The organism is Streptomyces sp. NPDC021224 (assembly GCF_044332905.1).
Lineage (GTDB): Bacteria > Actinomycetota > Actinomycetes > Streptomycetales > Streptomycetaceae > Actinacidiphila.
The window spans coordinates 121,436-134,489 of sequence record NZ_JBIRPW010000013.1 but is presented as its reverse complement, the minus strand read 5'-3'; the positions used below and the strand labels follow the sequence as shown (position 1 = coordinate 134,489).

Genomic DNA, 13,054 nt, shown 5'->3' with positions numbered 1-13,054 from the left:
GGGTACGGCTCACGGTCCGCGCCGTCGTCGGGGGCGGGCGCGGCTGGGTGGGGGCGTGGTGAGCGGGGGGCTGCGGCTGACGTGGGTGCAGCCCGAGGATCTGATCGGGCACGAGCTGCGTCAGGCGGTGGAGGACGGCCGCGACGCCGACGACGTCCGGCGGCGCTGGCTCGCCGCGGGCGGTCACCTCGCGCCGCCGCGCGCGGGCGCCTCGCCCGCCGCGGCCACGCCCGCGCTGCGGGCCCTCGCCGAGTCGCTCCTCGACGAACTCGCCGCCCGCCCCAGCCCGCTGGCCGCGAACGAGCCGACGGACCTCGACGCGATCCACGCCCTGGCCCCGGCGTGGGCGTCCGCGCACGGCAGCGGCGCCGGTCCCTCCGGCCCACCTCCGGTGGTCGAAGAAGCGGCGCAACCCACGGGTGTCACGGCCACCGAGGCGGAGCCGCAGGACGTGTTCACCGCCCGGCTGGAAGCCGCGTGGCTGGGGCGGGCCGCGGGGTGCCTGCTGGGCAAACCGGTGGAGAAGCTGCCGCTGGAGGGGATCCGGGAGATCGCGCGGGGCACGGGCAACTGGCCGATCGAGGCCTGGTTCACCGGGGTCGGGCTCGATCCCGGACTGGCGGCGCGGTATCCGTGGAACCGGCGGAGCGCGCCCACCTCGCTCGCCGAGAACATCCGCGGGATGCCGGAGGACGACGACCTCAACTACCCGCTGCTCGCGCTGCTGCTGCTCGAAGCGCACGGACCGGGCTTCCGTACCGAGGACGTCGCCGGGCTGTGGCTCGACGAGCTGCCCGCGGGCCGGACGTTCACCGCCGAGCGGGTCGCGTACCGCAACCTGCTGGACGGGATCGAGCCGCCGCGCACCGCCGTGCGGCGCAATCCCTTCCGGGAGTGGATCGGTGCCCTCATCAGGGCGGACGTCCACGGCTGGACGCACCCGGGCGACCCGGCGGGCGCGGCGGACGCGGTGTGGCGGGACGCGGTGCTCACGCACACCGCCAACGGTGTGCTCGGGGCGATGTTCGCGGCCGCCGTGATCGCCGCGGCGGCGGGCGGCGGCACGGACGTGCACGCGTGCCTCGACGCCGGGCTCGGCGTGCTGCCGCCCCGCTCACGGCTGGCGGCCGCCGTGCGGTTCGGCGTGGCGGCCGCGCGCGCGGAGCCGTCCGGCACGCCCGAGGGCTTCACGGGCGTGGTGGACGCGCTGCACGCCGCGTACGGCGCGCACCACTGGGTGCACGTCCTGCCCAACACGGCCCTGCTCGCGGCCGCGCTCACCCACGCCGGGGGCGACTTCTCCGGCTCCGTCACCCGTGCCGTCTCCGGCGGCTGGGACACCGACTCCAACGGGGCGACGGCCGGCTCGGTCGCCGGGCTGCTCGCGGGGTCGCCCGCCGCGCTGCCCGCCCGCTGGACGGATCCGCTGGAGAACCGGCTGTCCACGACCGTCGGCGGTCTCGACGGCATCGGCTTCGACACCCTCGCGCGGCGCACCGCCGCGCTCGCGCACTCACCCGGGGAAGGCAGTTCATGACCGTCACGAAGGCCGCCGTCGCGGTGCTCGGCAGCGCCAACATGGACCTGGTCGCGTACGCGAAGGTCGCACCGCGGCTCGGCGAGACCGTCACGGGCGAGTCGTTCCGCACCGTGCCCGGCGGCAAGGGCGCCAACCAGGCGATCGCGGCGGCTCGGGCGGGCGGCGCGGTCGCCATGATCGGCGCGGTCGGCGACGACGACTTCGGCGTACGGCTGCGCGCGGCGCTCGACCGGTCGGGCGTGGACACGGTCCGGCTGCGTACGGTGCCGGGCCCGAGCGGCATCGCGCAGATCACCGTGGACGGCGCGGGCCACAACGCGATCGTCGTCGTACCCGGCGCCAACGGCACGGTCACGACGCTGACCTCGCAGGACGAGGCGGCGATCGGCGCGGCCGGCGCCCTGCTGCTCCAGCTCGAACTGCCGCTGGCCGGTGTGCTCGCCGGGGCCCGCGCGGCGCGCGAGCGCGGGGTGCGCACCGTGCTCACGCCCGCGCCCGCGCAGCCGCTGCCCGACGAACTCCTCGCGCTGACCGACCTGCTGGTGCCCAACGAGCACGAGGCCGCCGCGCTCAGCGGTACGGGCGACCCGCGGGCGGCGGCCCGGGCGCTGCTGGACGCGGTGCCGGAGGTGGTGGTCACGCTGGGCGCCGCGGGGTGCCTGCACGCCCTACGCGGCCGCGACCCGCTCGTGGTGCCGGCGCTGAAGGCGGAGGCCGTGGACACCACCGCGGCGGGCGACACCTTCGTGGGCGCCCTCGCGGTCGCCCTCGGCGAAGGCCGCCCGGCGCGGGAGGCGCTGCGCTGGGCCACCGCCGCGTCCGCGCTGTCCGTCGAGCAGGCGGGCGCGTCGTCCTCCATGCCGCTGCGCCCGGCCATCGACGCCCGCGCCGCCGCGAGACACCCGGTCTCGTGACCGGCGCCCGGCGCGGGACGGCACGTCCGCGCTGCCCGCCGGACGATCCGCCCCCTCCCCCGTACCCGCATCCGCATCCGCATCCGCATCCGCATCCGCATCCGTACCGGAACGACCGCACCAGAACCGAGGTACCGCCCGTGCACCACCCCTCCCCCGACCGGCCCGGCCCGTCCGCCGGTCCGCTGACCGGCCTGCGGGTCGTCGATCTCGCGACGCTGTTCGCGGGACCGACCGCCGCCATGCTGCTCGGCGACTTCGGCGCCGACGTCGTCAAGGTCGAGCACCCGCGCAAGCCCGACCCGTCCCGTGGCCACGGTCCCGCCAAGGACGGCGTGGGCCTGTGGTGGAAGCAGCTGGGCCGCAACAAGCGGACCGTCACCGCCGACCTGGGCACGCCCGGCGGGCGCGACGTGCTGCTGCGGCTCGCGGCCGGCGCCGACGTCGTCGTGGAGAACTTCCGCCCCGGCACCCTGGAGCGGTGGGGGCTGGGCTGGGAGGAGCTGTCCGCGGCCAACCCGCGGCTGGTACTCGCCCGCGTGACCGCCTTCGGCCAGACCGGGCCGTACGCGCGCCGCCCCGGATTCGGCACCCTCGCCGAGGCGATGAGCGGCTTCGCGGCGGCGACCGGCGAGCCCGACGGGCCGCCGACGCTGCCGCCGTTCGGCCTGGCCGACGCGATCGCCGGGCTCGCCACGGCGTACGCGGTCATGGCGGCACTGGCCGGACGCGACCGCACCGGGGCCGGGCAGGTGGTGGACATGGCCATCATCGAGCCGATGCTCGCCGTGCTCGGCCCGCAGCTCCTCTGGTACGACCAGCTCGGCTACGTGCAGCCGCGGCTCGGCAACCGGTCGAACAACAACGCGCCCCGCAACACCTATCGGACCGCCGACGGCGGCTGGGTCGCGGTGTCGTCGTCCGCGCAGTCGGTCGCCGAGCGGGTGCTGCGGCTCGTGGGACACCCGGAGTTCGCCGACGAGCCGTGGTTCGCGACCGGCGCCGGGCGCGCCGCGCACGCCGAGGAGATCGACAAGGTCGTGGCCGACTGGATCGGCCGCCGCACCCGCGCGGAAGTGGTCGCCGCGTTCGAGGAAGCACAGGCCGCGGTCGCCCCCGTGTACGACGTGCGGGACGTGGCCGCCGACCCGCAGGTGCGCGCCCTCGGCACGGTGGCCCGCGTCGACGACCCCGAACTGGGCCCGCTGTCCATGCAGAACGTCCTCTTCCGCCTCTCCGGCACCCCCGGCGCGGTGCGCTGGGCCGGCCGCCCGCACGGCGCCGACACCGACGAGGTGCTGGCCGAACTCGGCCTGACCGGTGCGGAGATCGCCGCGCTGCGCGCGGAGGGCGCGCTGTGAGCGGGCCCGAGGTCGCGGTGCCCGCGCCCGGCGGCGGACCGGACGCGCCCGGCGCCGGACGGGACGAAGGCCTCACCCTGACCTGGCTCTACGCCCCGGGCGACCGGCCGGAGGTGGTGGCGAAGGCACTGCGGTCGGGCGCGGACGTCGTGCTCGTCGACCTGGAGGACGCGGTGCCGCCGGACCGCAAGGAGTACGCACGGGCCGCGACCGCGGAACTGCTGGCCGAGCCCGCGCACGGGCGGCCGCCCGTCCACGTGCGGGTCAACGCGCTGGACGGCCCGCTGGCCGGGCCGGACCTCGCCGCGCTGGCCGGGCTGCCGGGGCTCGGCGGGCTGCGGCTGCCGAAGGTCGGCACGCCCGGCGACGTCGCCGAGGTGGTCCGCGCGGTACGGGCGGCGGGGGCGGACGTCCCGCCCCTCTACCCGCTGCTCGAATCGGCCCTCGGCGTGGAGAACGCGTTCGCCGTCGCCCGCGCGGACCCCGCCGTACGCGGTCTCGCCCTGGGCGAGGCCGACCTCCGCGCGGACCTCGGTCTGACCGGCGAGGAGGCCCTGACCTGGCCGCGGGTCCGCACGGTCGTCGCCGCCCGCGCGGCGGGCCTCGCACCCCCGGCGCAGTCCGTCCACCCCGACGTCCGCGATCTGGAGGGCCTCGGCGAGTCCTGCCGCCGTGGGCGCGTCCTCGGTTTCCTCGGGCGCGCGGCGATCCATCCCCGGCAGCTTCCGGTGATCGAGCGGGCGTACGCGCCGTCCGCGCAGGAGGTCGCGGCGGCCCACGAGATCCTCGCGGCCTCCGCCGCGTCCCCCGGGGCTGTCGCCCTCCCCGACGGCCGCTTCGTCGACCCGGCGGTCGTCGCCGTCGCCCGCCGCACCCTCCTCCTCTCCACCCGCACGCTCCCCGCTGCCGCGGGAGGTTGAGCCTTTCCGCTACCGCGCCGGGCGACCGTTTTCCCCTGCCGCGCCGGGCGACCGTTTTCCGCTGCCGCGGAGGGCACTCGTTTTCAGGGGCGCGGGGAACTGCGCGCTCAGCCCCCACCGGGGCGCAGGTAGTCAACCGGCCCGAAGGGGCAGTTCGGTCCGTACCGGACCACCGGCCGGTGGGTGGTTGCTCGCGCAGTTCCCCGCGCCCCTGGATGTTGCCCGGCGGGGCAGCCGCACCCTCAAAAACGCGTGTCCGCGGCGCAGGCGCGGCCTGGAGGGGGTCCGGCGGGGACGTGAGGCCCCCTCGCTACGATCGGCCCCACGCCAGTGGGAGGGAGCAGGGATGGACGGCGAGGCGTTCTACCAAAAGCTGGGCGGCAGCCGATACGCGAGCAGCTCGTGGACCGCCGGGCCCTGGAGCCCGAAGGCCCAGCACGCGGGACCCCCCTCCGCCCTGATCGGCCGCGCCTTCGAACGGCACGAGGCCCGGCCGGGCACCCGCATCGCCCGGGTGACGATCGACCTGCCCCGTCCCGTGCCGGTCGGCGAGCTGGACGTCGAGGTCCGTACGGTGCGCGCGGGCGGGCGCGCCGAGCTGCTGGAGGGCCGGATCACCGCGGGCGGCGCACCCGTGCTGCTGGCCAGGGCGTGGCGGCTGGTGGCCGCCCCCGCGGACACCCCGGCGCTGAGCCCGGTGCCGCCCGTGCCGCCGGTGCCGGGGCCGCAGCCGAAGCAGGTGATGGCGGGCGCGTATCTGGACGGCTACGTGTCGGCGATGGAGTGGCGTTTTCCGCCGGGCGCGCCCGGCGCGCCGGAGCCGGGGTTCGACACGCCCGGGCCGGGCACGGTGTGGGCGCAGCAGCTCGTCCCGCTCGTCGCGGGTGAGGAGGACACCCCGCTGATCCGGGCGCTGACGCTCGCGGACAGCAGCTGGGCCGTGGCTTTCGAGCTGGACCACCGCAAGGACCTGGTGATCAACACCGACGTCACGCTGCTGCTGCACCGCGACCCGGTCGGCGAGTGGCTGTGCCTGCGCTCGGCGACGGCCGCCGCGCCCGGCGGGTCGGGCCTCGCGCACGGCGAACTGCACGACGTCTCGGGCGACTGCGGCCGGATCGCCCAGACCCTGCTGGTCGCCGGGCGCTGAGCCGTACGGGCCCGGTCTCCGGCCGGGCCTTGCCGGTTCGGGAGGTTTTGTCCGCCATAATCGCGAGCAGGAGCACGTCAGCGACACGACGGACGGCGACCCGGCGGATCGGGCACGACGGCAGAGGGTGGACCCATGGCCTCCACGGACCAGGCAGCGGGCGGCGGCAAGGGCGCGGGCAGGGCGCAGATCGGGGTGACGGGCCTGGCCGTGATGGGCCGGAACCTGGCGCGCAATCTCGCCCGGCACGGCTACGTCACCGCGGTCCACAACCGCACCGCGTCCCGTACCCGGGCGCTCGTGGAGGAGTTCGGCGACGAGGGCACCTTCGTGCCGGCGGAGTCGCCCGAGGAGTTCGTCGCCTCGCTGGAGCGGCCGCGGCGCGTCATCGCCATGGTGAAGGCGGGTGCGCCCACGGACGCGGTCATCGAGGAGTTCGCGGCGCTGCTGGAGCCCGGCGACATCATCGTGGACGCGGGCAACGCGCACTTCGCGGACACCCGCCGCCGTGAGCAGGCGCTGCGCGAGCGCGGCATCCACTTCGTCGGCACGGGCGTGTCGGGCGGCGAGGAGGGCGCGCTGCACGGCCCGAGCATCATGCCGGGCGGCTCGGCGGAGTCGTACGCGGCGCTGTCGCCCATGCTGGAGGCCATCGCGGCGAAGGCCGACGACGGCTCCCCGTGCGTCGCCCACATCGGCCCGGACGGCGCCGGCCACTTCGTGAAGATGGTGCACAACGGCATCGAGTACGCCGACATGCAGCTCATCGCGGAGTCCTACGACCTGCTGCGGCACGCCCTGGACCTGCCGCCCGCCCGTATCGCCGAGGTCTTCCGCGGCTGGAACCAGGGGCGTCTGGACTCCTACCTCATCGAGATCACCGCGCAGGTGCTCGCCCACACCGACGCGGACACCGGCAAGCCGTTCGTCGACATCGTGCTGGACCAGGCGGAGCAGAAGGGCACCGGGCGCTGGACGGTGCAGACCGCGCTCGACCTCGGCGTGCCGGTGAGCGGCATCGCCGAGGCCGTCTTCGCGCGGTCCGTCTCCGGCCACGCCGAGCTGCGTGCCGCAGCCCGCGACCTGCCCGGTCCCACGCCCACGACGCTGGACAGCGCCGCGTACGACCGCTTCGCGGAGGACGTCGAGCAGGCGCTGTACGCGTCGAAGATCATCGCGTACGCGCAGGGCTTCCACCAGATCGCGGTGGGCAGCGCGGAGTACGGCTGGGACATCGACCAGGGCCGGGTGGCGGCGATCTGGCGGGCGGGGTGCATCATCCGTGCGGCGTTCCTGGACCGGATCCGCGCGGCCTTCGACGGCCGCCCCGACCTGCCGACGCTGCTCGTGGACGAGCATTTCGCCGACGCCCTGCGGGGTGCCCAGAGCGCGTGGCGGCGGGTCGTGAGCACGGCCGCCGAACTCGGCGTGCCCACGCCCGGTTTCGCCGCCGCACTCGCGTACTACGACAGCCTGCGGGCGGAGCGGCTCCCGGCGGCGCTCATCCAGGGCCAGCGCGACTACTTCGGCGCGCACACCTATCACCGCGTCGACCGTCCCGGCACCTTCCACACCCTCTGGGCCACCGACTCCCGCGACGAGGTCACCCCGTCCTGACTCCTGGATCCCCCTGCCGTCCGTCCCGGGATCCGGGCCATCCGCGCAGGTCGGCCGGGGCGCAGTCCTCGACGACCCGGCCGTCCGCGAGCACCACGACCCGGTCGGCGACCCGCAGGCCGACGTCCCGCAGCAACACCCGGTCGGGCGCGTCCGGGTGCCGGAAGCAGACCCCGGCGAACACCAGCTCGGCCGGCCTGCGCCGCGCCACCGGCCCGTCGACGATCCACCTCAGCAACTGCGGCATCACCAGCGCGAGCACGGCGGCCAGCGCCGCCAGCCCCGTCGCGGTCAGCAACCTCCAGCGGTACGGCCGCACATACGGCCACAACCGCCCGAGCGAGCAAGCGGTCGACACCCCGTCAGGGGGCAGGGAAAACCCGTCGGAACATTCACGACTGAACACGGTGGTCTCCGAGAAGAACGGCCCACCGGCACGCCGATACGACGCCTCAGACGGTGAGCGGGATGTGTCGGACGACAGTCGGCACGCCCATCAGCGCACCACGAATCCCCACGCCTGCCATCGACAACACCCCCCTCTCCTCCCAGAAGTCCAACCCACCCCACGCTACCGGCGCCCCCACCGCCAGAAGGTCCCCGGCGGAAAGGGGCGCGAGGAACCGCGCGAACGACCCCCACCGCCAGAAGGCCCCACAACAACCGACCGAGGCACCCCGGCGGGAAGGGGCGCGAGGAACTGCGCGAACAGCCCCACCGGCAGAAGGTCCCACAACAACCGACCCACCCACCCCGAGGGGAACGGGGCGCGAGGAACCGCGCGAACGACCCCCACCGGCAGTGGGTCCCGGGACAGACGCCCGCCCGCCCCGCGCCAGGGGCAACCCCCGCTCCCCCGGCCTACGGCCGGGTGAGCATGCCCCACCCCGGCGCATAGTTCCCGTGCAGGATGAGGGACGCCGCGCCCACCGCCCCAACCGCGTCGCCGATCACGCTCTTCTCGACCTCGATGCGCCGGATCATCCGGGCGACGCTCGTCGCGTTGACGGCGGCGTCGATCTCCTCGCAGAGGATGTGCTCGATGCCGCGGATCGACTCCCCGCCCAGCACCACACGGGAGACGTCGAGCAGCGCGACCGCTCCTCGCGCGGCCTGCCCGAAGCGGCGCCCGGCGCGGCGTACGGCGTCGAGGGCGGCGGGGTCGGCGGCGCGTGCGGCCTGCCGCAGCAGTTTCCAGTCGCGGTGCACCGCGTCCGCCGCGCCGGTGACGCCGATCCGCGCGGCGGCCTCCGTGCCGTGCCGCCGGACGAGGTCGCCGATGACCCCGGCGGGGCTGACGTACGGCCCGACGCAGTTGCTGCCGCCGCAGTCGCAGGGCATCCCGTCGGCGGCGATGGCGATGTGGCCGAACTCCCCGGCGTTGCCGGAGTCGCCGTGCAGCACCGTGTCGTCGAGGACGATCCCGGCGCCGACTCCGGTGCCGAGGTAGATGAAGAGGAAGCTCCCGGCGCGCCTGCGGCCGCCTATCCAGCGTTCCCCGATGGCCGCGGCGGTCGCGTCGTTGTCCATGGCGACGGGCATGCCGGTGGCGTCCTCGAACATCGCGCGCAGCGGCACCCGGCCCCATCCGGCAAAGTTGGGCGGGGAGACGACTTCTCCGGCGGGGCCGTCGATGGGGCCGGGCGCGGCGATGCCGGTGCCGAGCAGCCGGGCGGGGTCGACCTGGGCCTTGGCGGTGAGCCGGTGGGCGGCGGCGGCGACCCGCGGCACGACCTCGTCGGGACCGGCCCCGTCGGGGAGGCCGACCCGGCGGTTGGCGAGCACTTCCCCGGCGAGGTCCACGACGACGACCACCGCGGCGTCCGGGTCGAGTTGCACGCCCACGGCGTACGCCCCGTCGGGCCGCGGGGAGAGCAGGGTGCGGCGCTTGCCGCCGCTGGAGGGGGCGTAGCCGGATTCGGAGACGAGTCCGGCGTCGAGCAGCCGGCGGACCACGTTGGAGACGGTCTGGCTGGTCAGGCCGGTGAGCGGGGCGAGTTCGACGCGGCTGACGGGCCCGGCGGTGCGGATCGCGTCGAGCACCACGGCCTGGTTGTATCCCCCGACCCGCGGGAGGTTCGTCCCCTGCGTCATGTGTTCCCCGCCTTCCTCCGCGCCCCCCGGCGTTCGCGCCCCCCGGCGCCGCCGTCCCCAGGCGGCTCGCGGCGAAGTTTACATGTCAGATCCGTTGACTTACTCAATCCATTGGATTTAGCTTCGCCGTCATGCCAGGGCATCGGTGCCCTGCTGATCGGGGGCGGCCCCGCGGGCGGCCCCCGGTGCGGTCCGCCGCGCCGCGGGCCGATTCGGGCCCTTCACCGGAGGTCAAGCGTGCGAACGAGACGTCGAGCGGTGATTGCCGCCGCGGTCCTCACCACCGTGAGCGCGGCAACGTTGTCAGGGTGCGGCTCCGGCTCCGGGGCGTCGGGAAAGACGATCAAGGTCGTCTACCAGCAGCAGCTCAACAACAGCAATCACATCCAGGCGGACTTCCTGGGCCCGATGGTCAAGCAGTTCGAGAAGGCCAACCCCGGTACCACCGTCAAGCTCGTCCCGGTGACCGCGAGCGAGAACGACTACTACACCAAGATCCAGCTGATGATGCGCTCCCCCGCGACGGCGCCCGACCTGGTCTACGAGGACACCGCGACGATCAACTCCGACGTCGCGAGCGGCTACCTCAAGCCGCTGGACGACTATCTGAAGACCTGGCAGGACTGGAGCGCCTTCGCCGCGCCCGCCAAGGCCGCGATGAAGTTCTCGGACGGCAAGACCTACGGGGTGCCGGACAACACCGACACCCGCGGCCTGTGGTACAACAAGCAGCTCTTCGCCCAGGCCGGCATCCCCGTGCCGTGGCAGCCGAAGACCTGGGCGGACGTGCTGACCGCGGCCCGTACGGTCAAGGCCAAACTGCCCGGCGTCACACCGCTGAACGTCTACACCGGTGTCGCGGCGGGCGAGGCCTCCTCGATGCAGGGCTTCGAGATGCTGCTGTACGGCACCCCGGCGGCGAAGGACGCGCTGTACGACAGCGGGCAGGGCAAGTGGGTGGTCGGCAGCAAGGGCTTCACCGACGCGCTGGACTTCCTGCACACCGTGTACGGCGAGGGCCTCGGCCCCTCCCCGCAGCAGGCGCTGGGCGCCAACATCCAGGCGGCGGTGGGCACCGAGATGATCCCGCAGGGCAAGCTCGCGATCGACCTCGACGGCTCGTGGATGCCCAACAGCTGGATCCGCACCGGTCCCAAGCCGTGGCCGCAATGGCAGACCACGATGGGCATGGCCTACATGCCGACGCAGAACGGCCAGGGCAGCGGCAAGGTCAGCATGTCCGGCGGCTGGGCCTGGTCGATCCCGGCGAAGTCCAAGAACCCCGATCTGGCGTGGAAGTTCACCCAGTTCCTGGAGAACAAGGCCAACTCGGCGCAGTGGAACAGCGTCAACGCCACCATCGCGGTACGCACCGACGTGGCCACCGACCCCGCCTACCTCAAGGCGCTGCCCACCAACGGCTTCTTCACCGCGCTGGTCCCCGACACGTACTACCGGCCGGGGGTGCCCGCGTACACCCAGGTCTCCAGTGCGATCCAGAAGGCCATGGAGTCGGTGACGACCGGCCAGGCGTCGGTCGACAAGGCCGCGTCCACCTTTGACAGCGACGTGAAGACCGCGGTCGGCGCGGACAAGACCGTCCAGGGCGCGCAGTGACCGCGACCGCCACCACGGCCCCCGCCGCCCGGCCGCGTCGCGGCCGGGCGGCGTCCGGCCTGCTGCGCGGTGTGCCGCTGCTGCCCGCGCTGGTGCTGCTGGTGGTGTTCCTGGCCGGACCGGTCGCGTACTGCGTCTACTACGCCTTCACCGACATGCAGCTGACCGGCTCCTCGGGCACGCACTTCGTCGGCTTCGACAACTTCACCCGCGCCTTCCACGACTCGGACTTCACCAACGCCGTGGAGCTGACGCTGGTCTTCGTGATCGGCTCGGCGGTCGTCGGGCAGAACACGCTGGGGCTGGCGCTCGCGGTGCTGATGAAAAAGGCCTCGCGGCCGGTGCGGGCGGTCACCAGCACGGTGGTGGTCTCCGCGTGGGTGCTGCCGGAGGTGGTGGCGGGCTATCTGATGTACGCGTTCTTCTTCCAGCAGGGTTCGCTCAACGCGATCCTGCACGGCCTCGGCCTGCCCCGGCAGAACTGGCTCTACACGCTGCCGATCCTGGCGGTGTGCCTGGCCAACGTCTGGCGCGGCACCGCCTTCTCCCTGCTGGTGTACTCCGCGGCGCTCGACGACGTGCCGCAGGAACTGGTCGAGGCGGCCGAGGTGGACGGTGCCGGGCCCTGGCAGCGGCTGTGGCGGGTGACGCTGCCGGTGATCCGCCGCTCGGTGATGACCAACCTGATGCTGATCACCCTGCAGACGCTGTCGGTCTTCGGGCTCATCTACACCATGACCCGCGGCGGACCGGGCAACAAGACCGAGACGCTCCCGGTGTTCATGTACCAGCAGGCCTTCACCAGCAGCCTGATCGGCTACGGCACCGCGGTCGCGCTGGTGCTGCTGGTGGTGGGCACGCTGTTCTCGGTGGTCTACATCCGCATGCTGAAGGTCGAGGAGGACTGATGGCCGTCACCGAACGCCTGCGGACGGCACGGGTCCGGCCGGCCTCCGCCCTCCGGACGGCCGAGCGCACCCGCAGGCGGCGCCGGCTGACCGGCCGGATCGCCGTCAACGCCGGTCTGCTGGTCTTCTCGGCGCTCTACCTGGTGCCGCTGCTGTGGATGCTGCTGGCCTCCGTCGACGCGCACGCCGACTTCCGGCTGTCGGTGCCCTCCCCCACGGGCGAGAACTTCCACCGGATCCTCGACAACGACATCACCTACCGGCCGATGCTCAACGGCCTGCTGCTGTGCGGCGGCGGCACCCTGCTGTGCGTGGTGTGCTCGGTGCTGGCCGCCTATCCGCTGTCGCGCTACCGGTCGCGGATGCGGCGGCCCTTCCTCTACACCGTCCTGTTCAGCACCGGACTGCCTATCACCGCGGTGATGATCCCGGTCTACAGCATGTTCGTGCAGGTCGACCTGATCGACTCGATGCCGGGTACGACGCTCTTCATGGCCGCGGCGGCGCTGCCGTTCGGGATCTGGCTGATGAAGAACTTCATGGACGGCGTGCCGCTGGTGCTGGAGGAGGCCGCGCGGATCGACGGCGCGGGCACCCTCCAGGTGCTGTGGCGGATCGTGCTGCCGCTCATGTGGCCCGGCGTGATCGTGGTGACGATCTTCACCTTCATCGGCATGTGGGGCAACTTCTTCGTCCCCTTCATCCTGCTGCTCTCCCCGGAGAAGCTGCCCGCGTCGGTGAGCGTCTTCACCTTCCTGAGCGCGCACGATCAGACGCAGTACGGCCAGCTGTCCGCGTTCTCCATCGTCTACTCGATCCCCGTCGTGATGCTCTACCTCGTCCTGGCCCGCAGGCTCGGCGGCGGCTTCGCCCTGGGCGGCGCCCTCAAGGGCTGACCCGGCGCGCACCCGCCCCGGCCGGCGGTCCGCAGCA

The 13,054-nt window shown here is 74.0% G+C and carries 11 protein-coding genes; 9 read left to right on the top strand and 2 right to left on the bottom strand.

The genetic code is table 11. From position 1 onward, the window contains the following. Nucleotides 1-58 precede the first annotated feature (58 nt). The 6 genes from ACH4PY_RS27710 (at nt 59) to gndA (ending at nt 7,502) form a co-directional block, all read left to right on the top strand. Nucleotides 59-1,537 (top strand): ADP-ribosylglycohydrolase family protein, encoded by a 1,479-nt coding sequence (locus ACH4PY_RS27710; RefSeq protein ID WP_398188631.1) that lies wholly within the window; start codon nt 59-61, stop codon nt 1,535-1,537. Then, on the top strand, nt 1,534-2,454 hold the full coding sequence (locus ACH4PY_RS27705) for a ribokinase (RefSeq protein WP_398188508.1): 921 nt from the start codon (nt 1,534-1,536) through the stop codon (nt 2,452-2,454). The genes ACH4PY_RS27710 and ACH4PY_RS27705 overlap by 4 nt, the downstream gene beginning before the upstream one ends. 140 nt (nt 2,455-2,594) lie before the next feature. After that, the gene (locus tag ACH4PY_RS27700) at nt 2,595-3,815 is read left to right on the top strand and encodes a CaiB/BaiF CoA transferase family protein (protein WP_398188506.1); all 1,221 of its coding nucleotides are present in this window, start codon (nt 2,595-2,597) and stop codon (nt 3,813-3,815) included. A 17-nt stretch (nt 3,816-3,832) separates the two neighbouring features. After that, a complete protein-coding gene (locus ACH4PY_RS27695; protein WP_398188628.1) occupies nt 3,833-4,735 on the top strand; it encodes an HpcH/HpaI aldolase/citrate lyase family protein in 903 nt (300 codons plus the stop codon). Nucleotides 4,736-5,081: 346 nt separating this feature from the next. After that, nucleotides 5,082-5,885: a thioesterase family protein gene (locus tag ACH4PY_RS27690; protein WP_398188503.1), complete on the top strand. Its 804-nt coding sequence runs from the start codon at nt 5,082-5,084 to the stop codon at nt 5,883-5,885. A 135-nt stretch (nt 5,886-6,020) separates the two neighbouring features. After that, the gene (gndA, locus tag ACH4PY_RS27685; RefSeq protein WP_398188500.1) at nt 6,021-7,502 is read left to right on the top strand and encodes an NADP-dependent phosphogluconate dehydrogenase; all 1,482 of its coding nucleotides are present in this window, start codon (nt 6,021-6,023) and stop codon (nt 7,500-7,502) included. Here the strand turns inward: gndA and ACH4PY_RS27680 are convergent. After that, entirely contained in the window at nt 7,489-7,800 is a 312-nt protein-coding gene (locus ACH4PY_RS27680; protein ID WP_398188496.1) for a hypothetical protein, read from the bottom strand. The genes gndA and ACH4PY_RS27680 overlap by 14 nt on opposite strands. 563 nt (nt 7,801-8,363) lie before the next feature. After that, on the bottom strand, nt 8,364-9,596 hold the full coding sequence (locus tag ACH4PY_RS27675; RefSeq protein ID WP_398188493.1) for an ROK family protein: 1,233 nt from the start codon (nt 9,594-9,596) through the stop codon (nt 8,364-8,366). A gap of 261 nt (nt 9,597-9,857) precedes the next feature. Here ACH4PY_RS27675 and ACH4PY_RS27670 point away from each other — a divergent pair, with 261 nt between their 5' ends. Genes ACH4PY_RS27670 through ACH4PY_RS27660 form a run of 3 tightly spaced genes read left to right on the top strand, consistent with a single transcriptional unit; the run spans nt 9,858 to nt 13,017 of the window. Continuing rightward, nucleotides 9,858-11,213: an extracellular solute-binding protein gene (locus tag ACH4PY_RS27670; protein ID WP_398188625.1), complete on the top strand. Its 1,356-nt coding sequence runs from the start codon at nt 9,858-9,860 to the stop codon at nt 11,211-11,213. Then, complete coding sequence (locus ACH4PY_RS27665; protein WP_398188490.1) at nt 11,210-12,121, top strand: carbohydrate ABC transporter permease; 912 nt, start codon at nt 11,210-11,212, stop codon at nt 12,119-12,121. Before ACH4PY_RS27670 ends, ACH4PY_RS27665 begins: the two co-directional genes overlap by 4 nt. Further along, nucleotides 12,121-13,017, top strand: coding sequence for a carbohydrate ABC transporter permease (locus tag ACH4PY_RS27660; RefSeq protein WP_398188487.1), 897 nt, complete (start codon nt 12,121-12,123; stop codon nt 13,015-13,017). Before ACH4PY_RS27665 ends, ACH4PY_RS27660 begins: the two co-directional genes overlap by 1 nt. Nucleotides 13,018-13,054: the final 37 nt, after the last annotated feature.